Raw genomic sequence first — 20,501 nt, forward strand, 5'->3', positions numbered from 1 at the left:
CCTGCTGCTCACCATCGCGGCGATGGTCATGATCTACCCGCTGCTGTGGATGCTCTCGGCCAGCTTCAAACCGCTCGACGAGATCTTCTCCGACCCCGGGCTCATCCCCACCACCTGGGAATGGGGCAACTACGCCGAGGGCTGGAACACCCTGCCCCACCCGTTCGAGAAGTACATCTTCAACTCGATGATCCTGGTGGCCGGGTCCATCATCGGCAACCTCGTGTCCTGCTCGATGGCCGCCTACGCCTTCGCCAGGCTCCGGTTCCCGTTGCGGGGCATGCTCTTCGCGATCATGCTCGGCACCATCATGCTGCCGATCCACGTCGTGATCATCCCGCAGTACATCCTGTTCAACAACCTCGGCTGGGTCGACACGTTCTGGCCGCTCATCGTCCCCAAACTCCTCGCCACCGACGCGTTCTTCGTGTTCCTCATGGTCCAGTTCATCCGCGGCCTGCCGCGCGAACTCGACGAGGCCGCCGCGATCGACGGCTGCGGCTACTGGGGCACCTACCTGCGCATCGTCATGCCGCTGTGCATGCCCGCGCTCGCGACGACCGCGATCTTCACGTTCATCTGGACCTGGAACGACTTCTACTCGCAGCTGATCTACCTGCGCGACGTCGACCTCCAGACCGTGCCCCTGGCTTTGAGGCTCTTCATGGACTCGACGGGCCAGACCTCTTGGGGTGCTCTGTTCGCGATGTCGATCGTCGCACTGGGCCCGATCTTCGGGTTCTTCCTCGTCGGCCAGCGGTACCTCGTCAGGGGCATCGCCACCACCGGCATCAAGTAACCACCCTCAACACGTCCCGAAAGGACGAAGACGATGAAGTCGAACAACCCCTCGGGCCTCTCCAGGAGAACGCTCGCCAAGGCCGGGATCTTCGGCGCCGCCGCCGCACCCCTGCTCGCCGCCTGCGGCGACGACAGCAACGAAGGCGACGGCGACCTGGACTTCTGGTGGTGGGGCTCGGAGCCGCGCCACGAGTACACCCAGCAGATCATCGACGCCTTCCTCGCGAAGAACGAGGGCATCACGATCAAGCCCAGCCCGGCGGACTTCTCCGGCTACTGGGACGCCCTCAACGTCTCGGTCTCGGGCAACAACACCCCCGACGTGATGCAGCAGGACGAGAAGTACCTGCGCGACTACGCCGACAAGAACGCGCTCCTGCCGCTCGAAGAGCTCGACATCGACCTCTCCGAGGTCGAGGAGTCGATCATCCAGTCCGGGCAGCTCGACGGCAAGACCTACGGCATCGCCACCGGCGTCAACGCCATCGCGCTCCTGGTCAACCCCGCCCTGGTCGAGGCCGCCGGCCTGACGATCCCCGACGACACCACCTGGACCTGGGCCGACTTCGTCCGCTTCACCTCCGACCTGTCCTCGGGCGGCGACGCGATCGGCAACTCCGGGGTCTCGTTCAACAACGAGTCCCTGTTCAACGTGTTCGCGCGCCAGAAGGGCGAGAGCCTCTACACCCCCGAAGGCGGACTCGGGTTCTCCGAGGCGACCATGACCGAGTGGTGGCAGATGGTGATCGAACTGCGCGACGCCGGCGCCACCCCCGCGGCCAGCAAGGTCGTGGAAGGCTATGCCGCCGGGCAGGACCAGGCCCCGCTGGCCACCGGCACCGGCGTCACCGAGTTCTACTGGACCAACCAGATCGGCGCGATCCAGTCCGTGCTCGACTCCGAGCTGCTCCTGCTGCGCGTCCCCGGCGAGTCCGAGGCCGCCCAGCCGGGCATGTTCCTCAAGTCGGCCATGTTCTGGTCGGTCGCCCGCACCACCTCCGACAAGGAGGCCGCGGGCAAGTTCGTGGACTTCCTGCTCAACAGCGACGAGTCCCTCGACCTCACCCTGGGCGACAAGGGCCTGCCCTCCAACCTCGCCCAGCGCGAGCGCATCCTCCCCAACCTCCCGGCCGACCAGCAGATCGGCGCCGACTTCATCGCCGCGATCACCCCCGGCCTGTCCGAGCCGCCGCCGGTCCCGCCGGTCGGCGCGGGCGCCGTCGGCGACATCATGCTCGGCCTCTACGAGTCCCTGCTGTTCGACCAGACCACCCCCGAAGAGACCGCCGCCCTGTTCATCGAGCAGGTCAGCGCCGAGATCGGATAGCCACACGAACCGGGTCACACCGAAGGGGGCGGGCCGCCCGGCCCGCCCCCGCTCCGCGTCCGACATGCGGGCGTGACGCATCTCGATTGCCGCCCCACCCGAACCGTCCGTATCATTGAGCGGATGACCAGCCAGTTCGTGCTCACGCTCTCGTGCCCCGACCGCCTCGGCATCGTGTACGCCGTCTCGGGTTTCCTCACCCGCCGCAACGCGAACATCGAGGACTCCCAGCAGTTCTCCGAGCACGGATCCGGCCGCTTCTTCATGCGCGTCGAGTTCAAAGCTGACGGCACCCGCGACGAGCTCGCCGTCGGCATCGCCGAGATCGCCCGCGAGTTCGACATGGACTGGCAGCTCCACGACCGCGCCGTCAAACCCCGCGTGCTCATCATGGCCTCCAAGCAGGGCCACTGCCTCAACGACCTGCTCTACCGCTTCCGCATTGGGGCCCTCCACGGCGAGGCCGCCGCCGTGGCCTCCAACCACCCCGACTGGGCCGACCTCGCCGCCTCCTCCGGGGTGCCCTTCCACCACCTGGCCGTCGGCCCCGACGGGCGGGCCGCCCAGGAGCAGCGCCTCCTCGACCTCATCGAAGCCGAGAACATCGACGTGGTGGTCCTGGCCCGGTACATGCAGATCCTCTCCTCTGAGTTCTGCGCCAAACTGCCCGGGCGCATCCTCAACATCCACCACTCGTTCCTGCCCAGCTTCAAAGGCGCCCGGCCCTACCACCAGGCCCACGCCCGCGGCGTCAAGCTCATCGGCGCGACCTGCCACTACGTCACCGCCGACCTCGACGAGGGCCCCATCATCGACCAGGAGGTCGCCCGCGTCGACCACGCGATGACCCCCGAGGACTTCGTGGCCGCCGGAAGGGACCTCGAATCCACCTGCCTGGCCCGCGGCCTGGCCGCCCACCTCGATCAGCGCATCCTCCTCAACGGCCAGTCCACCGTCGTTTTCCGCTAAGCGATAATGCTTCCCGTGAGCGACCAACGCGAGATCGTGCTGCTGGGATCCACCGGCTCCATCGGCACCCAGGCCATCGACATCGTCCGCGCCAATCCCGACCGGTTCCGCGTCGTCGGCGTCGGCGCGGGCGGCGCCAAGGCGGGTCTGCTCGCCGAGCAGGCCCTCGAACTCGGCGTCGAGGTGATCGCCGTGGCCGACGCCACCGCGCTCGAAGCCGTCCAGCGGGCCCTGTTCGCCGCCGCCAACGCCCGCGACTGGACCGGGGGTGGCTTCAAGATGCCGAAACTCCTGGCCGGACCCAAGGCCATGACCGAACTCGCCGCCTGGCCCTGCCACACCGTGCTCAACGGCATCAACGGCTCCATCGGCCTCGAACCGACCCTCGCCGCCCTCAAAGCCGGACGCCAAGTCGCCCTCGCCAACAAGGAGTCCCTCGTCGCCGGCGGCGCCCTCGTGCGCGAGGCCGCCGCGCCCGGCCAGATCGTGCCGGTCGACTCAGAGCATTCCGCGCTCGCCCAGTGCCTGCGCTCGGGCGAGCCCGAACGCGTCGCCAAACTCGTCGTCACCGCCTCCGGCGGTCCCTTCCGCGGCAAGACCCGCGACCAGCTCGCCGACGTCACCCTCGACCAGGCCCTGGCCCACCCCACCTGGGCCATGGGCCCGGTCGTCACCATCAACTCCGCGACCATGGTCAACAAGGCCCTCGAGGTGATCGAGGCCCACGAGCTGTTCGACCTGCCCTACGAGCGGATCGAGGTCGTCGTCCACCCCCAGTCGGTGATCCACTCCATGGTCGAGTTCACCGACGGCTCCACCATCGCCCAGGCCTCCCCGCCCGACATGCGCCTGCCCATCGGCCACGCCCTCGCCTGGCCCGACCGCCTCCCCGGATCGGCCCGCCCCGTCGACTGGACCCAGGCCGCCGACTGGCACTTCGAACCGCTCGACGAGACCGCCTTCCCCGCCGTGGCCCTCGCCAAGGCCGCCGGACGCGGCGGCGGCCTCCTCCCGGCGATCTACAACGCCGCCAACGAAGAGGCCGTGGCCGCCTTCCGCGACGGCCGCCTCCCCTTCCTGGGCATCGTCGACACCCTCGAAGCGGTCCTGGCCGCCGCCCCCGCCGACCTCTCGGGGCAGGCCGGGCGGCCCGGAAGTGTCGCAGACGTGATCGAGGCCGAGAACTGGGCGCGGTCGAGCGCCCGGCGGCTAATCTTGGACGCGTCCGAGCGTTAGAAGGAGTCCGACTTTGCTCGCCTACATCTCCGGGATCGTCCTGTTCGCGCTGGCGATCCTCATCTCCGTGAGCCTTCACGAGTTCGGGCACATGCTCACCGCGAAGGCCTTCGGAATGAAGGTCACCCGGTACTTCGTGGGCTTCGGGCCCACGCTGTGGTCCTTCCGCAAAGGCGAGACCGAGTACGGCGTCAAAGGCGTCCCCCTCGGCGGGTTCGTCAAGATCACCGGCATGACCCCCCTCGAAGAAGAGGAGGAAGAGGTCTCCGAGGCCGATAAGAAGCGCGTGTTCTGGCGCAAGCCGCTGTGGCAGCGCACGGTCGTGCTCGCGGCCGGGTCGGCCACCCACTTCCTCCTCGGGTTCGTGGCGCTGTGGATCCTCGTCTCGTTCGTGGGCGTGACCGCCAACCCGGCCTACGCCGAGGCGCAGGCCGACTCCGAGGCGCGCTCGCGCGTCACCGTGGCCCCGTGCGTGGTCGCCACCGAGACCGCCGCGGTCCAAGGCGACTGCGAGGAAGGCCAGACCGAGGGCCCGGCCTGGGCCGCGGGCATCGAGGACGGCGACGCGATCACCTCGGTGGCCGGGACCGCCGTCACCGACTGGGACTCGCTGCTGGAGGCCGTCTCCGACCTGACCCCCGGCGAGGAGGTCACCGTCGGCTTCGACCGCGACGGCACCGAGCAGACCGTCGAGCTCACCCCGTACGGGGCCGTGGCCGAGACCGAGGACGGCGGCACCGAGACCGTGGCGCGCCTCGGCGTGTGGGTCTACGTCGACCCGTCCATCGAACCCGCCCTCGCGGTGGGCCCGATCGACGGCGTGGGCGAGACCGTCTCCTTCTCCGCCGACATGTTCAAGGAGACCTTCATCGCACTCGGCAAGCTCCCCTCGAAGATCCCGCCGCTGTGGGACTCGATCTGGGGCGCCGAGCGGGGCGACGACACCCCGGTGAGCGTCGTGGGCGCCTCGCGCCTGGGCGGCGAGATGGTCCAGTACGAGCAGTGGGCGATGTTCTTCATGCTGCTGGTGGTCCTGAACTACTTCATCGGCGTGTTCAACCTGCTCCCGCTGCTGCCGATGGACGGCGGGCACATCGCGATCGCCTGGTACGAGAAGTTCCGCTCCTGGGTCGCCTCCAAGCGCGGCAAGCCCGACCCGGGGCGTGTCGACTACTTGAAGCTCATGCCGCTGACCTACGCTGTCATCGTCCTCCTAGGCGGCTTCATGCTCCTGACGATCACCGCCGACATCGTCAATCCCATCACCATCTTCAACTGATTCGCGAATCCGGGTGAAAACTAGTCCCATGACCGCTGTGAACCTCGGTATCCCCACCAAGCGACACGAGCACGAGATCGAGCCGCTCGCCCCGCGCCGCCAGACCCGGCAGCTGAACGTCGGCGGCGTGCTCGTCGGCGGCGGCGCGCCCGTCTCCGTCCAGTCGATGACCACCACCCGCACCTCCGACATCGGCGCCACGCTCCAGCAGATCGCCGAGCTCACGGCCACCGGCTGCCAGATCGTGCGCGTGGCGTGTCCCACCCAGGACGACGCCGACGCTCTGAAGGTCATCGCGAAGCAGTCGCAGATCCCGGTCATCGCCGACATCCACTTCCAACCCAAGTACGTGTTCGCCGCGATCGACGCCGGGTGCGCGGCGGTCCGCGTGAACCCGGGCAACATCAAGCAGTTCGACGACCGGGTGGGCGAGATCGCCAAGGCCGCCAAGGCCGCCGGGACCCCGATCCGCATCGGCGTCAACGCGGGTTCGCTCGACAAGCGCCTGCTCCAGAAGTACGGCAAGGCCACCCCCGAGGCGCTGGTCGAGTCCGCGCTGTGGGAGGCCTCGCTGTTCGAGGAGCACGACTTCCGCGACATCAAGATCTCGGTCAAGCACAACGACCCGGTGGTCATGATCAAGGCCTACCGGCAGCTGTCGCAGCAGTGCGACTACCCGCTGCACCTCGGCGTCACCGAGGCCGGGCCCGCCTTCCAGGGCACCATCAAGTCCGCCGCGGCCTTCGGGGCGCTGCTCGCCGAGGGCATCGGCGACACCATCCGCGTCTCCCTCTCGGCCCCGCCGGTCGAGGAGGTCAAGGTCGGCAACCAGATCCTGGAGTCCCTGGGCCTGCGCGAGCGGGGCCTGGAGATCGTCTCGTGTCCTTCGTGCGGCCGGGCCCAGGTGGACGTGTACACGCTGGCCGAGCAGGTCACCGCCGGGCTCGAAGGCCTGCCGGTGCCGCTGCGCGTGGCCGTCATGGGCTGCGTCGTCAACGGCCCCGGGGAGGCCCGCGAGGCCGACCTCGGCGTGGCCTCGGGCAACGGCAAGGGCCAGATCTTCGTCAAGGGCGAGGTCATCCGCACCGTGCCCGAGTCGCAGATCGTGGAGACCCTCATCGAGGAGGCCGTGCGCCTCGCCGAGGAGATGGGCGCCGAGCTGCCTGAGGAGCTCCAGGGGCTCACCGGCCCGGTCGTCCAGGTCCACTAGTGTCGGATCGCCGACTTCCCGTCGGCGCTCACTTCCCTTAGGCTGGAACGCAATGCCAGCTGAGCGACCCCTGGCAGCCCATTGAAACGGACATAGCGCGCTTCTTGTGTGAAATTCCACTTCGGTGACTCGGGGGATTCCGCCTGCCCGCCGGGCGGGGCCGCGCATAATGACATTCGTGTCCAGTTAGGCCCGCGCCAGCCGAATGAGGGAGCCACCGGCATGGGGAAGTTCGAACGTCAGATATCCGAGGGTGTCACCAAGTACTACTGGTACCCCGGCGAGAAGGTCGACTGGATCCGGGGCGTGCTGACGATCCTCGGCGGCGGCCTGCTCTTCGCGCTCATTCTCGTCGTCACCAAGAACAGTCTCCTCGCGGCGGTCGTCGCCGGGACCGCCGTGCAGGCGGTCGTGGGGGCGTATCTGGGGCGGCGGGACGCGGCAGGGCTCTCGGAGTTCCACGACCCGGCCACCGAGCGGCGCGAGGCGGTCATGGACGGCACCCGCGCGGCCTGGCGCGGCACGCTCCAGGGCCTGCTGTGCGCCGGTTCGGCGATCTTGGTGATCAACATGCCGCATTCGGGGTTCCTCGCCGACTGGGTGCTGCCGTTCGTGCCCTCGATCATCGGCGCGATCGCCCACTCCGGCGGGATGCTGTGGGAGCGCCTGGCCCAGGAGGTCACCGCCGAGAACCAGATGGTGGCCGCCGCCGAGGGCGAGCCCGAGGCGCCGACCAAGGCCCTCGAAGCGGCCTGAGACGCCACGACACGGCCCGCGCATCGAATGCGCGGGCCGTCGTGCTGCCTTGGGGGAGTGGTGAGCCGACGCGGGGCGGCTGCACGCCGCATGGGTTGGACAGGCGGGGCGCTCGACCGCGGGAGGTGTCGTACACCGCGGCCCGGTCGCAGCCGGGTCGCGGACTTCCGCGGGAGCGGCGCCCCGCGTCGGCTCGGCAGGAGGGCCTGCGCGGGTCCGGCCTGCCTGGTCGGCTCGCCGGTGCACTCAGAATGTCGGGTGCCGAGCCGAAACGCAAGAGGTTTTCCCTTCCGCTGCGGGGCTATTTCGGCGTCGTCTCGGTAACGGAGTCACAGCGGCCCCGCAGGTCCCGAGGGCCTTGGCTTTAGGCTGTGCCAATGAGTTCCCGTCCCGCGCTGCGCCCTGGCCGGCAGAGTCCGCGCCGAAGCGTCCCCGAGTCCATCGCCCGCCCCGAATACGTCGGGAAGCCCGCGCCGCAGCCGTTCACCGGCTCCGACGTGCAGGACGCCGAGACGATCGAGCTGATGCGCACGGCCGGGCGCATCGCCGCCGACGCCCTCGTGGAGGCCGGGAAGGCCGCCGTGCCCGGCACCACCACCGACGAGATCGACCGGATCGTGCACGAGTACCTGTGCGACCTGGGGGCCTACCCCTCGACGCTCGGCTACCGCGGCTTCCCCAAGTCCTGCTGCACCTCGCTCAACGAGGTCATCTGCCACGGCATCCCCGACTCGACGGTGATCGAGGACGGCGACATCGTCAACGTCGACATCACCGCATTCATCGGCGGCGTCCACGGCGACTGCAACGCCACCTTCCTGGCCGGAGACGTCGCCCCCGAGGTCCGCGACCTCGTCGAGCGCACCTGGAAGGCCACGTGGCGCGGCATCAAGGCCGTCAAGCCCGGCCGCCAGCTCAACGTGGTCGGCAAGGTCATCGAGGCCTACGCCTCGCGCTTCGGCTACGGCGTGGTCCGCCAGTTCACCGGCCACGGCATCGGCACCGCGTTCCACTCCGGGCTCTACGTCCCCCACTACGACAACCCGGGCCTGGACCGGACCATCGAGACCGGCATGACCTTCACGATCGAGCCGATGATCAACCTCGGCACCGCCGCGCACGAGATGTGGGACGACACCTGGACGGCCGTCACCGCCGACCGCAAATGGACCGCCCAGTTCGAGCACACGCTCCTGGTTACCGACGACGGCTTCGAGATCCTCACCCTGCCCACCTCCGGCCCCCCGGCCGGAACCCCAGAAGGCCAGGCTTAAACGAAAAGGACCCGTCGGCGCACTGCGCCGACGGGTCCGGGTTTCCTCCGGTTACGTCAGTCGCCGCTCACTGGGGAGCCGCGCCTTGGTGAACACCAGCGCCCCGACTGCCGCCAGGATCGGCACCGCCAAGAGCATGATCCCGAAGTTCGCCCACGGCAGTTCCCAGCCGTACAGCGTCTCGAACGGGTACTGGTTCTGGAGCGGCCGGTTGAGCGCCGCCTGGATCAGCGCGTAGCCGATGAGCCCGGCTATCGTCCCCAGGAGGGTACCGAACAGCGCGATCATCGTGGTCTGCCACATCGCGAACCGCTTGCGCAGCCCCGGTGCGGCGCCGACCGCGCCGAGCGTGGTCATCTCCTGGCGCTGCTCGGCGATGATCAGGCCGGTCGAGACCGCCGTCGAACCCAGCGTGATCGCGGCGCACAGCGCGGCCACGGCCAGCATGATGTACAGCGAACTTCGATCGGTGTAGTCGGCACGCTCGAACCGGGCCTCGATGGAGCCGTTCACCAGTTTGGGGCTGAGATCGGACGCGATGCTCTCGACCAGCGCCCCGTCGACGGCCGTGGAGGTCTCCACCACGTACCGCTGGATCCAGTGCGAGGGGGTCATACCCAGCTCCTCGGCGGCACCGGGGCTCAAGAACACCCCCGCGTAGCCCAGGCGGTCCCGGTCCACGCTCATCGCGGGCAGGGTGGTCGTGAACGTCGCGGCCGCCTCGCCGTCGCTGTTCATGTCCCAGATCTCGGTCAGGAACTCGACCTGGCCCGAGTCGTCGATCGCCCAGGAGTCGGACACGATCACGCCGCCTTCGTCGAGCACCGCCATCGCCTCGTCGAGCTTCTCGCCCTTCAACCCGGTATAGAGCTCCACGACCCTCGGGTCGTCCGAGGTCGGCACCTCGTAGAGACCCCAGCCGCTGTTGGCGGAGGTCTCGTCGCAGCGCGGGTCCTCCCGTGCCGCCTCGACGGCTGCTCTGACCTCGTCCTCGTTGGTGGTCTCGATCTGCCAGTACGAGCACTCGTTGGCCTCGGGCCGGACCAGCGTGTAGTTGCAGTAGGCCTGCAAGGGGTCGTCGATGCCCTCGACGCCCGCGGCGCAGTCGAAGCCCACATCGGAGAGGGAGACCGGGATGAGCTCCACGTCGCTCAAGTGCTTGCGCAGCTTGGCCTCGGCCTCGGCCGCTCCGGCGTCGTAGTCGGCCTCCTCGACGACCTTGCCGTCCTCGTCGATGTCGACAAAGGAGTACAGGTCCAACGTCGTGGTGCCTTCGGGCAGCGCACGGTCCTGGTTGCTCTCGTTGCGCACGTTGTCGGCGGTGACGACCAGCGTGAACGCCATCCCGCCCGCCACCACGCCGAGCACGGCCGCGATCGCCGGGGCCGCCGAACCGCGGTTGCGGCCCGCCTCCCGCAGCGCCATCCGCGGCGCCAGCGGCATCCAGCGGCCGAGCCTCGCGGCCGCCGCCAGCAGCGCGGGCGTACACGCGACCAGGCCCAGTTGCAGCAACACGATCGCGGCTGCCATGAGCGGCAGGCTCCACAGCGTGATGCCCCCGAAGCCCGAAGCCATACCGGCTCCGACCATCACCAGTCCCAGCACCAGCCAGCGCTTGGAGCCCTTGCGACCGGGCGTGCGGCCCATGAGCGCCGCGACCACGTTGACGCGGGAGGCGCTGATGGCCGCCGCGAGCGCCGACAGCAGGCCTGTCGCGATGGCCACGACCACCAGGGACGCCTGGAGCCACGGCAGCACCTCCAGGGAGGGCGTGCGCTGCCCGATGATCTGTTCGAGCAGGGGCCTGCCGATCGCGACGGTCGCGATGCCGATCGTGACCGCGGCGATCGCCGCGAGCAGGCCGAACAGCACGCCGCCGGCGAGGACGGTGTTGCGGATCTGCGACGGGGTGGCCCCGCTGGCGCTCATGAGGGCGAACTCGCGGGTGCGGCGCTTGGCGCTGATCGCGAACGCCGGCCCGGCCAGGAGGATGACCTCCATCAGGATGACCACGACGAGCAGGCCGTAGATCATGAGCGACCACTCGTCGACCATGTACGACTCCTGCACCGCCACGCCCGAAGGCGGGAGGTCCAGCAGCGAGCCGGCCCACACGGTCATGCCCAGCTCGTTGAGCTTGAGCGCGTCCTCGTGCGTCAGCTCCTCGGGCGTGTCGACCAGCCAGCCGTTCGCGTTGTCGGGGAACATCGGTCCGATAGCGAAGTGGCCGTTGATGTTCCAGGGGATCTCCACGATCCCGGTGACCTCGAAGTCCTGATTGCCGGTGGTCTCGAGCGAGTCGCCCACCCCGACCTCCAGGTAGGACGCGGCGTCCTCGCTGAGGACCACTTCGCCCCTGCCCGGCGCGCCGCCTTCGAGGTATTCGAGGCCGGAGTCCTCATAGATCGGGTCGGACAGGTCGTACCCGTAGCCTTCGATCGTGCCGATCCCGTTCGGGGTCTGGACCCCGATCTCCTCGGTGGACCAGCCCATCGCGTCGTAGGGCGCGATCCACGACCCGAGCGGCAGGGCCGCGAGGATCTGGGTCTTGGACGGCACGATGTCGGACATGTCCTCGTACCCGCCGGAGTTGACCGGCTCGGCCCAGGGGTTGCGTTCGTCCCACGAGTGCTGCACGATCGCGCCGCCCATGTAGGCCGGTTCGATGTACGCGTCGGTCTCGCCCAGGTACAGCTCGGCGTCCTGCTCAGGCGACAGCACCGCCGTGTCGTACGCGCTGGCCCCGATGGCCACGCCGAGCAGCGGCAGGCCGAGCAGCACGATCGACAGGACCGACCGGCCCTTGTAGCGCAGGGCCTCGCGCCTGGCGATCCGGTACGCCAGTCGGGTGCTCGCCAACATCATTCGGCCCCTTCGAGGAGCGTCGTCGCGTCGGCCAGCGGCGCGGACGAGTCCACGACCCGCCCGTCGCGCAGGAACACCACCCGGTCGGCCCAGCCCGCGTGCCGGGCGTCGTGGGTGACCAGCAGGCCCGCCGCGCCCGCGTCGCAGCGGCGGCGCAGGAGCTTGAGGACCTCTTCGCCGGTGTTGGAGTCGAGCGCGCCGGTCGGCTCGTCGGCGAGCACGAGCCGCCGCTCCCCGATGAGCGCCCGCGCGATCGCGACGCGCTGCGCCTGCCCGCCGGAGATCTCGTCGGGGAAGCGGTCGCCCTGCTTCGCGTCGAGCCCGACCTCTTCGAGCGCGGCCATGGCCACTTTGCGGGCCTTCCCGGCCGACATGCCGTCCAGTTCCAAGGGCAGTGAGGCGTTCTCGGCCGCGGTCAGGCTCGGCACCAGGTTGTAGTCCTGGAACACGTAGCCGATGCTGCGCCGCCGCAGCCCGGCGAGCTTCTTCTTGTTGAGCGAGGCGAGGACGGTGCCCTCGACCAGGACCTCGCCGGAATTGGGGGCGTCGAGGCCCCCGGCGAGGTTGAGCAGGGTGGACTTGCCGGAGCCGGACGGGCCCATGATGGCCACGAGCTCACCGGCCTTCACGGTCAGGTCGGCGTCGATCAAGGCGTGCACGGCGTTCTCGCCGAGGCCGTGGACACGGCTCACGCCCCGGAGGTGCAGGACGGTCATCAGGGGGGGCTACCGCTTCTCTTCGAAGGTGTCGTCGGAGGCCAGGACGAACGCCTGGCCCACGCTGTCGGTCTCGGGTCCGGGCTGGGGGAGCGGGACTTTCGGCTCCCGGGCGGCGCGCGCCACCACGGCCTCGGTGTGGTCGAGCCAGCGGATCTCGGCCTCGGCGCGGAAGATCATCGACTCCAGGACCAGCCGCCAGGCCAGTTCGGCGCGCTCCTCGGCGGCCTTGAGCCGGGTGAACTCCTGGAGCAGGCGCAGGGTGGCCGACCTCTGGCGCTGGATGACGTCGGCGACGTCGACGCCGGGCGTGGTGACCGCGAGCGCGAGCTTGATCGTGAGTTCGTCCCTGGGGCGGTCGGCGGCCTGCACGGGGGAGGCGAACCAGCCGGCGAGCTGGCGGCGGCCGGGCTCGGTGATCCGGTAGGGCCGCTGGCCGGATTCGTTCTCGGGCAGGGCCTCGACGAGGTCGTCGCGTTCGAGGCGGTTGAGGGTGGTGTAGACCTGGCCGATGTTGAGCGGCCAGGTGTTGCCGGTGGCGCTCTCGAAGGCGGCTCGGAGCTGGTATCCGTAGGCCGGTCCGCGTTCGAGCAGTGCCAGGAGGCTGTGTTTGACACTCATGTGCAACCTCGTATCGCTGGTGAAAGTTATTTCAGATACCGAGTATGGCATAGCTGGTATGCAGGCTGCGAGCGCGGGGCATGACGAATCGGCGACAACCGGGTGAAGCCGCCGCCGATCCTTCGAGAACGCCTCTTATTCCGGGCGGCCCGGCCACGGGTCGGCCGCGGCCGACCCGATCGCGATCCTCCAGCGGGCCAAGGCCACCGCGGCGTCGATGTACATGTCCAGGCACAGTTCCCGGACCTCGGGCTCGGAGCCCAGGCCCGCCCGCCACACGGTCGTGACGTTCGCCTCGACCTCCAGCAGCAGCTGCTGCGCTCCCTCGGCGTCGGTGAGCGGCTCGAAGTCGTACCCGGCCAGGGCCGGGGGCGCGTCGAGCCCGTTCGCGTCGTAGTAGTCCAGCAGAGCGTCCCTGCGCGAGCGATGCTCGGCCTCAAGGGACTCGGCCACCCAGCGCGGATCGCCGTCCAGGTGCACGGTGGCCGCGCCGTAGGCGTAGATCGCCGCGTACTCGGCCGCCAGGCCGTCGTCGGTCGCCGTCATGCCAGCACCGCCGCGTGGGCCGCGCGGGAGGCGGCCAGTTCGCCGAACAGGACCGCGTACTTCGTGCCGGTCTTCAGGCACGCCTCGGCGGCCTCGGCGCTGCCGGTCCGCTCGGCCTCGGCCAGGGCCGTGGCGTCGGCGGGCAGCGCCGCCTCGACCTCGCCGACCTTGCCCGGCCGCAGCAGTCGCTCCAACGTGGACACGTGGGCGAGGTGGTCCTGGGCGATGTCGCTGTAGCCCAAGGCCTCGGCGCCCTGAGCCAGGGCGCGGGCGGTGTGGAGCGCGGCGGTCAGGTCCGCGTCGGAGATGATGATCTGCGCCTTCTCCCGGGTGCAACCGGCGGCCGCGAGTACGGCCGCCCCGACCAGGAGTCCGCGTCGGGTCGTGAACACGCACCCAGTTTCCCAGGCTGTCCTTTCCTTTCGGCCCCCGGGCGGTTAATCTCGGCGGATCAGGCAACGGGAGGGGTATTGCGCATGGGTGCTGAACGGCAGGCCGAGGTCGAGGCGATCCTGGCTCCGGCCATCGGGGACGCCGGTTACGACCTCGAAGGACTCCAGGTCACCAAGGCCGGACGGCGGCTGCTGGTGCGGGTTCTGGTCGACAAGGACGGCGGGATCAGCCTCGACGACGTGGCCGTGGTCTCCAAGGCGTGCTCGCGCGCTCTGGACGAGGCCGAGGCCACCGGGGGCCCCTTCGCCGACGCCGCCTACACCCTGGAGGTCTCCTCTCCCGGCGTCGACCGTCCGCTGACCGAGCCTCGGCACTGGCGGCGTAATATTGGGCGCTTGGTAGCCGTGCAGATCGGGGAGGAGCCCGTCACCGGGCGTGTCACGGCCGCCAGCGAGCGGGGGATCGAACTAGAGGCCGACGGCGTGCGCCGTTCGGCCGCCTATGCCGAGCTGGGGCCCGGCAAGGTGCAGATCGAGCTGAGATGAGCGCCCGGCGGGCGCCGCGGCTCGCACGCCTTGAACGGCCGCGGTGAGGACAACTCAAAAGACTTAAGGAGAACGGGTGCATATCGACCTGGCCGCGCTGCGGTCGCTTGAACGCGAGCGCGACATCCCTTTCGAGACCATCCTCGGCGCCATCGAATCGGCGCTGCTGACCGCCTACAAGCACACCCCCGGGGCCGATGAGCGCGCGCGCGTGGTCGTCAACCGCGACAACGGCATCGCCAACGTCCTGGTACCGGTCTTGAACGAAGAGGAAGAAGTAGTCTCCGAGCGGGACGACACCCCCGAGGGCTTCGGCCGCATCGCCGCCCAGACCGCCAAGCAGGTCATCCTCCAGCGCCTGCGCGAGGCCGCCGACGAGGTCAACTACGGCGAGTACTCCGGCAAGGAGGGCGACATCGTCACCGGCGTCGTCCAGGCCCACGGCGAACGCAACGAACGCGGCATCATCACCGTCGACCTCGGTAAGATCGAAGCCACCCTGCCCCTCAACGAGCAGGTCCCCGGCGAGAACTACGAACACGGCAAGCGACTGCGCGCCATCGTCATCCAAGTCAACCGCACCGCCCGCGGCCCCCAGATCACCCTCTCGCGCACCCACCCGGCCCTGGTCAAGAAGCTCTTCGCGTTCGAGGTCCCCGAGATCGACGAAGGCGCCGTGGAGATCCCAGCGATCGCACGTGAGGCCGGTCACCGTTCCAAGATCGCGGTGCGCGCCACAACCAAGGACGTCAACGCCAAGGGCGCGTGCATCGGCCCGATGGGCTCACGCGTGCGCGCGGTCATGAGCGAGCTCGGCGGCGAGAAGATCGACATCGTCGACTGGGACGCCGACCCGGCCCGCTTCGTGGCCAACGCCCTGTCCCCGGCGAAGACCCTGTCAGTGCGGGTCGTCGACGAGGCCACCCGCTCCACCGAGGTCGTGGTCCCCGACTACCAGTTGTCGCTGGCGATCGGCCGCGAGGGCCAGAACGCGCGCCTGGCCGCGCGCCTGACCGGGTGGCGCATCGACATCAAGTCCGACGCGCACGTCTCCGGCGGCGCGAAGGAGGAGACCGGCCCGGCCGGTGGCGCTCGCCGATCCGGGAGGTAGACTGAACATCGGATCGCAACGTGACGCAGCGGTCGTCCGCACCTGTGTGGGCTGCCGCCGGCGCGCATCGGCTTCCGAGCTGCTGCGCGTCATCGTTCAACGCTCTGAGGGTTCCCAGAACCTGCTGGTTCCGGACCCGAAGCGCCGCCTCAGCGGACGCGGAGCCCATGTGCACCACGACACGAACTGCCTTGAACAGGCAGTTCGTAAGCGTGCGTTCGCCCGGGCGCTCAGGATAGAAGGACCCGTGGACGTCGCCGCGGTGCGAGCCCTTGTCGAGTCGGAGTCGGCCGAGAGGCCGACTCCCGCACACGCAAAGTAGGTATGGACCGAATGAAGACCACGCGATGAAGTTCTCCCGATGAACTGGTTGCTAGTGGAAAGCTGAGGTCGGCGGGCGCTGCCCGTACGACCTCGAATGTGAGGAGTGCAGTGGCAGCAAAGCCCCGCGTACATGAACTTGCCAAGGAACTGGGCACGACGAGCAAGGAACTGCTCGCCAAGCTCGGCAACATGGGCGAGTTCGTGAAGTCAGCGTCGAGCACGGTCGAAGCGCCGGTGGCGCGTCGGCTGCGGCAGGAATACGCCGACGGACAGGGCGCCCCGGCAGCGTCGGCCGGGAACACCGAGTCCCCGACGCCCGAGCCCCAGAAGGCGGCGGCCCCCAAGGGTCCGCGCCCGGCGGCTCCCAGCCCGTCCAAGATCATGCAGGCCAAGGTCGACGCCAAGGACGCCAAGTCCGAGGCGAAGGCCGAGGCCGTGGCCAAGAAGGCCGCGAAGAAGGCCGCCCCGAAGCCGGGTGCGGCAGGACCGAAGCCGGGCCCCAAGCCCGGCCCCGTCCAGACCCAGCCCGAGCCGAAGCCGGCCAGCGCCCGAGACATCGAGGTCGCCGCCGAGCAGAAGCGCGCCGAGGAGCTGCTCAAGCGTCAGCAGGAGCAGGCCGAGGCCGCGCGCGTCGCCGCGGCGGCGCCGAAGCCGGGCCCCAAGCCCGCTCCGGCCGCCCGTCCCGGCGGCCCCAAGCCCGGGCCCAAGAACCCGTTCGGCGTTGGCGGCGGCACCGGTGCGAAGCCGCGCCCGGCCGCCCCTGAGGGCGGCGGCGACCGCCCCGGCGGTCCCCGTCCCAGCCCGCGCATGATGCCCCCGCGGCCGAACCCGGGCATGATGCCCGGTCGTCCGGCCGGCGGCGGTCGTGACGGCGGCGGTCCCCGCGGGGCCCGCGGCGGCGGTCGCGGCGGCCCCGGCGGCGGCGGTCGTCCCGGTGGCGGCGGTGGCCGTCCCGGTGCGGGCGGCGGTGGCAACTACCGCGGCACGTTCGGCGGCTCCGGCGGAGGCGCGGGCGGCGCCGGCGGTTCCGGTCCTTCGACCGGCGCACCGGCTCCGTACCGTGGCGGCGGCGGTCGCGCGGGCGGCGGCGGCAAGGCGCGCGGCGGCGGTGCCGCGGGCGCGTTCGGCCGCGGCGGCCCCCGAGGCAAGAGCCGCAAGTCGCGTCGTCAGCGGCGCCAGGAGTTCGACAACCTCGCAGCGCCGAGGATGCAGTCGGGCGCGCCCCGAGGCAACGGCGAGACCATTCGCCTCGCCCGCGGCGCGTCGCTCTCGGACTTCGCCGACAAGATCGGCACCCTGCCGGGGACCCTCGTGCAGGAGCTGTTCGGCCTCGGCGAGATGGTGACGGCCACGCAGTCGGTCTCGGAGGACACCTTCGAGCTGCTCGGCGCCCACCTCGACTGGGACATCAAGATCGTGTCCCCCGAGGAAGAGGACCGCGAGCTGCTCTCGCAGTTCGGCATCGACCTCGACGAGGAGGACAAGGACACCTACGTGTCGCGTCCCCCGGTCGTCACGGTCATGGGCCACGTCGACCACGGTAAGACGAAGCTCCTGGACGCGATCCGCCACACCAACGTCGTGGCGGGCGAAGCGGGCGGCATCACCCAGCACATCGGCGCCTACCAGGTGCACGTCGAGCACGAGGGCGAAGACCGCGCGATCACCTTCATCGACACCCCGGGCCACGAGGCGTTCACCGCCATGCGCGCCCGCGGTGCGAACGTGACCGACATCGTGGTGCTCGTGGTCGCGGCCGACGACGGCGTCATGCCGCAGACGGTCGAGGCCCTCAACCACGCCAGCGCCGCCGGCGCCCCGGTCGTGGTGGCGGTCAACAAGACCGACCTTCCCGACGCCAACCCGGGCAAGGTCCGCCAGCAGCTGACCGAGTACGGCCTGGTCGCCGAGGAGTACGGCGGGCAGACCATGTTCGTCGACGTGGCCGCCAAGCCGCGCATCGGCATCGCCGAGCTGCTCGAAGCGGTCCTCCTGACCGCCGACGCCTCGCTCGAACTGGAGGCCTCGGCCACCGGGAACGCGCAGGGCATCGCGATCGAGGCGCACCTCGACAAGGGCCGCGGCCCGGTCGCGAGCGTCCTGGTCCAGAAGGGGACGCTGCGCGTCGGCGACTCGATCGTGGCGGGCGGGGCCCACGGCCGCGTCCGGGCGATGCACGACGCCGACGGCCACCGCGTCACCGAGGCGACCCCGTCGTTCCCGGTGCAGGTGCAGGGTCTGTCCTCGGTCCCGATGGCGGGGGACGTGTTCCTCGCCGCCGACGACGACCGCATGGTCCGCCAGATCGCCGAGCAGCGGCAGGCTCGCCGCCGCGCGGCGCAGCAGGCGTCCCGCGTCTCGCGCACCACGCTCGAGAACCTCATGGACAAGATCGCCGAAGGCGAGCGCACCACGCTCTCGCTCATCATCAAGGGTGACGGCGCCGGTTCGGTCGAGGCCCTCGAAGAGGCGCTGGTCGCGCTGGAGATCCCGGAGGAAGTGCAGCTCCAGGTCATCCACCGCGGGGTCGGTCCGATCACCGAGTCGGACGTCAACCTCGCCGCGGCCGGCGACGGCGAGTCGGCGACGATCATCGCCTTCAACGTTCGGGCCGAGGGTCGCGTGCGCGACATGGCCGAGCGCGAAGGCGTGGACGTCCGGTACTACACCGTCATCTACCAGGCGATCGAGGAGATCGAGACCGCGCTCAAGGGCATGCTCAAGCCCGAGTACGAGGAAGCGGCCCTCGGCACCGCCGAGATCCGCGAGGTCTTCCGGTCCTCGAAGTTCGGCAACATCGCCGGTGCGCTGGTCACCAGCGGCTCCATCAAGCGCAACGCGAAGGTGCGGCTCATGCGCGACGGCAACGTCGTCATCGAGACCACCATCTCCACGCTGCGCCGGTTCAAGGACGACGCGACCGAGGTCCGCGAGGGCTTCGAGTGCGGTTTCACCTTGAAGAACTACAACAACATCGAAGAGGGCGACGTCATCGAAGCCTTCGAGATGCGCGAGAAGCCGCGCGACTAAGTGCGTCTGCTCGAAGCTGAGGCCGCAGCGCGGCTCGGCGAGGCCCTCCGGGGCTTCGACCGGGCCGCGCTGCGGCGCGTCTACGGCCCCGATGCCGTGGACGCCGCCGACCGGGGCGACTACCGGGCGCTGCTGGCGCAGTGCGGGGACGACCGGCTCGGGGTGTGGACCCGACTGTTCGTGATCGGCGTCGAGGTCGCCACCGAGGCGGCCGAGGCCGCTTTGGCGCCGTTCACCGTGGGCGAGGCGATCCGCTGCGGCCTGCTGGTCTCCGGCGGGTACGAGGTGATCGCGGGCTGGGGCGCCCAGTTCGAGGGCGGGCGGGTCCTGTTCTCCGACCAGCGGCCGAACACGACCGGTGGGCGTTCGCGCCAGCACGTGCTCGGCGTGGGCGGGGCCTCCAGGCTCCTCCTCGACCTCACGCCGCGAGAGGGGGTCCAGAGCGCGCTCGACGTGGGCACCGGGTGCGGTGTCCAGGCGCTCGCTTTGAACGCGGGCACTGTCACCGCGACCGATCTGAGTGAACGCGCTTTGGCGTTCGCGGCGTTGAACGCTCAAGTGGGCGGCACCGAACTCGAACTGTTGCAAGGGGACCTGCTCGCGCCCGTAGAGGGCCGCCGGTTCGACCTGGTGGTCGCGAACCCGCCGTTCGTGATCGCCACGCCCGGTTCGGGCTGGACCTACCGCGACGCCGGGCGCGAGGCCGACGGCGTGGCAGCCGAACTCGCCGCCGCGTCCACCTCGATCCTGAACCCCGGCGGTGACATGCGGTTCCTCGCGAACTGGCTGCACCGCAAGGGAGAGGCTTGGGGCGAGAGGATCGCGGGCTGGTTCCCCGAGACCGGCGCGCGGGTGTGGGCGGTCGAACGCGAAGTGCTCGACCCGCTCGACTACGTGCGGACCTGGCAGCGGGACTCAGGTGAGGACCACGACGCAGACCAGGCCGCCGCATGGCTCGACTGGTTCGACGTCAATGGCGTCGAAGGCGTCGGGTTCGGCTTCATCGCCGTGCGCCGCATCGACGCCCCGACCGAAGTGGTCTGCGAAGAGGCCCGCCACGCGGTGGAGACGCCGTGGCGCGACCGGATCGCCGACTGGTTCGCTCTCCGCGAGGCCGACCTCGAACCGGAGACCCTGTGGACCGCGAAGCTCCGAGTGGCGGAAGGCGTGGCCCTCCAGCAGGCGGCCGCGATCGGCGAAGAAGGCTGGGACGTCGACCGCCAATGGCTCCAGCAGGCCGAAGGCATGCGCTACGCCGAAGAGATCGACCCGCTCGTGGTGGCGTTCATGGGAGCCTGCACCGGCGAGACGGAGGTGCGCCTCCAAGTCCAACTCCTCGCCGACACCTACGGCGCCGACCCCGCAATGCTCTACGCCCAGCTCTACCCGATCATCCACCGCCTCACCGAACGCGGCTTCCTGCGCCTCGCCTGAAACGGAACACGAGCCTCCGGCGTGTCGATCCGCTTATGTTCGAATGGCTTCCGGAACCCTCGCA

18 protein-coding genes are annotated in these 20,501 nt (G+C 69.9%); 13 read left to right on the forward strand and 5 right to left on the reverse strand.

What is annotated here, in order from left to right; translation table 11 throughout:
* Positions 1–22: 22 nt before the first annotated feature.
* The 8 genes from AB0B28_RS11180 to map all read left to right on the forward strand — a co-directional run bounded on the left by AB0B28_RS11180 (position 23) and on the right by map (position 8,852).
* Positions 23–799 carry a carbohydrate ABC transporter permease gene (locus tag AB0B28_RS11180; protein ID WP_360119818.1) on the forward strand — a complete coding sequence of 259 codons (777 nt, stop codon included), beginning with the start codon at positions 23–25 and terminating at the stop codon, positions 797–799.
* Between the two features lie 33 nt (positions 800–832).
* Complete coding sequence (locus AB0B28_RS11185) at positions 833–2,128, forward strand: ABC transporter substrate-binding protein (protein ID WP_360119653.1); 1,296 nt, start codon at positions 833–835, stop codon at positions 2,126–2,128.
* Positions 2,129–2,251: 123 nt separating this feature from the next.
* On the forward strand, positions 2,252–3,097 hold the full coding sequence (purU, locus tag AB0B28_RS11190) for a formyltetrahydrofolate deformylase (protein ID WP_360119655.1): 846 nt from the start codon (positions 2,252–2,254) through the stop codon (positions 3,095–3,097).
* A 36-nt stretch (positions 3,098–3,133) separates the two neighbouring features.
* A complete protein-coding gene (gene dxr, locus AB0B28_RS11195; RefSeq protein ID WP_360119820.1) occupies positions 3,134–4,333 on the forward strand; it encodes a 1-deoxy-D-xylulose-5-phosphate reductoisomerase in 1,200 nt (399 codons plus the stop codon).
* A gap of 13 nt (positions 4,334–4,346) precedes the next feature.
* Entirely contained in the window at positions 4,347–5,612 is a 1,266-nt protein-coding gene (locus tag AB0B28_RS11200) for a site-2 protease family protein (protein ID WP_360119657.1), read from the forward strand.
* Positions 5,613–5,640: 28 nt separating this feature from the next.
* Positions 5,641–6,822, forward strand: coding sequence for a flavodoxin-dependent (E)-4-hydroxy-3-methylbut-2-enyl-diphosphate synthase (gene ispG, locus AB0B28_RS11205; RefSeq protein WP_360119659.1), 1,182 nt, complete (start codon positions 5,641–5,643; stop codon positions 6,820–6,822).
* Positions 6,823–7,044: 222 nt separating this feature from the next.
* Positions 7,045–7,578, forward strand: a complete 534-nt coding sequence (locus AB0B28_RS11210) for a hypothetical protein (protein WP_360119661.1) — start codon at positions 7,045–7,047, stop codon at positions 7,576–7,578.
* 377 nt (positions 7,579–7,955) lie between these two features.
* Positions 7,956–8,852, forward strand: a complete 897-nt coding sequence (gene map / locus AB0B28_RS11215; RefSeq protein WP_360119663.1) for a type I methionyl aminopeptidase — start codon at positions 7,956–7,958, stop codon at positions 8,850–8,852.
* A gap of 51 nt (positions 8,853–8,903) precedes the next feature.
* On the opposite strand, the gene AB0B28_RS11220 is transcribed toward map, so the two are convergent.
* The 5 genes from AB0B28_RS11220 to AB0B28_RS11240 all read right to left on the reverse strand — a co-directional run bounded on the left by AB0B28_RS11220 (position 8,904) and on the right by AB0B28_RS11240 (position 13,992).
* A complete protein-coding gene (locus AB0B28_RS11220) occupies positions 8,904–11,714 on the reverse strand; it encodes an FtsX-like permease family protein (protein WP_360119665.1) in 2,811 nt (936 codons plus the stop codon).
* Positions 11,714–12,433 (reverse strand): ABC transporter ATP-binding protein, encoded by a 720-nt coding sequence (locus tag AB0B28_RS11225; protein WP_360119667.1) that lies wholly within the window; start codon positions 12,431–12,433, stop codon positions 11,714–11,716. Before AB0B28_RS11225 ends, AB0B28_RS11220 begins: the two co-directional genes overlap by 1 nt.
* Before the next feature lie 9 nt (positions 12,434–12,442).
* Positions 12,443–13,054: a PadR family transcriptional regulator gene (locus AB0B28_RS11230; protein WP_360119669.1), complete on the reverse strand. Its 612-nt coding sequence runs from the start codon at positions 13,052–13,054 to the stop codon at positions 12,443–12,445.
* A 135-nt stretch (positions 13,055–13,189) separates the two neighbouring features.
* The gene (locus tag AB0B28_RS11235) at positions 13,190–13,600 is read right to left on the reverse strand and encodes a DUF4439 domain-containing protein (RefSeq protein ID WP_360119671.1); all 411 of its coding nucleotides are present in this window, start codon (positions 13,598–13,600) and stop codon (positions 13,190–13,192) included.
* Positions 13,597–13,992, reverse strand: coding sequence for a hypothetical protein (locus tag AB0B28_RS11240; protein WP_360119673.1), 396 nt, complete (start codon positions 13,990–13,992; stop codon positions 13,597–13,599). The genes AB0B28_RS11235 and AB0B28_RS11240 overlap by 4 nt, the downstream gene beginning before the upstream one ends.
* A gap of 84 nt (positions 13,993–14,076) precedes the next feature.
* Between AB0B28_RS11240 and rimP the strand changes: the two genes are divergently transcribed.
* The 5 genes from rimP to AB0B28_RS11265 all read left to right on the forward strand — a co-directional run bounded on the left by rimP (position 14,077) and on the right by AB0B28_RS11265 (position 20,437).
* Positions 14,077–14,538 (forward strand): ribosome maturation factor RimP, encoded by a 462-nt coding sequence (rimP, locus tag AB0B28_RS11245; protein ID WP_360119675.1) that lies wholly within the window; start codon positions 14,077–14,079, stop codon positions 14,536–14,538.
* Between the two features lie 76 nt (positions 14,539–14,614).
* Positions 14,615–15,649: a transcription termination factor NusA gene (nusA, locus tag AB0B28_RS11250; protein WP_360119677.1), complete on the forward strand. Its 1,035-nt coding sequence runs from the start codon at positions 14,615–14,617 to the stop codon at positions 15,647–15,649.
* A 46-nt stretch (positions 15,650–15,695) separates the two neighbouring features.
* The gene (locus AB0B28_RS11255) at positions 15,696–15,971 is read left to right on the forward strand and encodes a YlxR family protein (protein WP_360119822.1); all 276 of its coding nucleotides are present in this window, start codon (positions 15,696–15,698) and stop codon (positions 15,969–15,971) included.
* A gap of 110 nt (positions 15,972–16,081) precedes the next feature.
* Complete coding sequence (gene infB / locus AB0B28_RS11260; RefSeq protein WP_360119679.1) at positions 16,082–19,003, forward strand: translation initiation factor IF-2; 2,922 nt, start codon at positions 16,082–16,084, stop codon at positions 19,001–19,003.
* Positions 19,004–20,437, forward strand: coding sequence for a methyltransferase (locus AB0B28_RS11265; RefSeq protein WP_360119681.1), 1,434 nt, complete (start codon positions 19,004–19,006; stop codon positions 20,435–20,437).
* The last annotated feature ends 64 nt before the right edge of the window (positions 20,438–20,501 follow it).

Source organism: Glycomyces sp. NPDC046736 (assembly GCF_040645615.1).
Taxonomy (GTDB): Bacteria; Actinomycetota; Actinomycetes; order Mycobacteriales; family Micromonosporaceae; genus Glycomyces.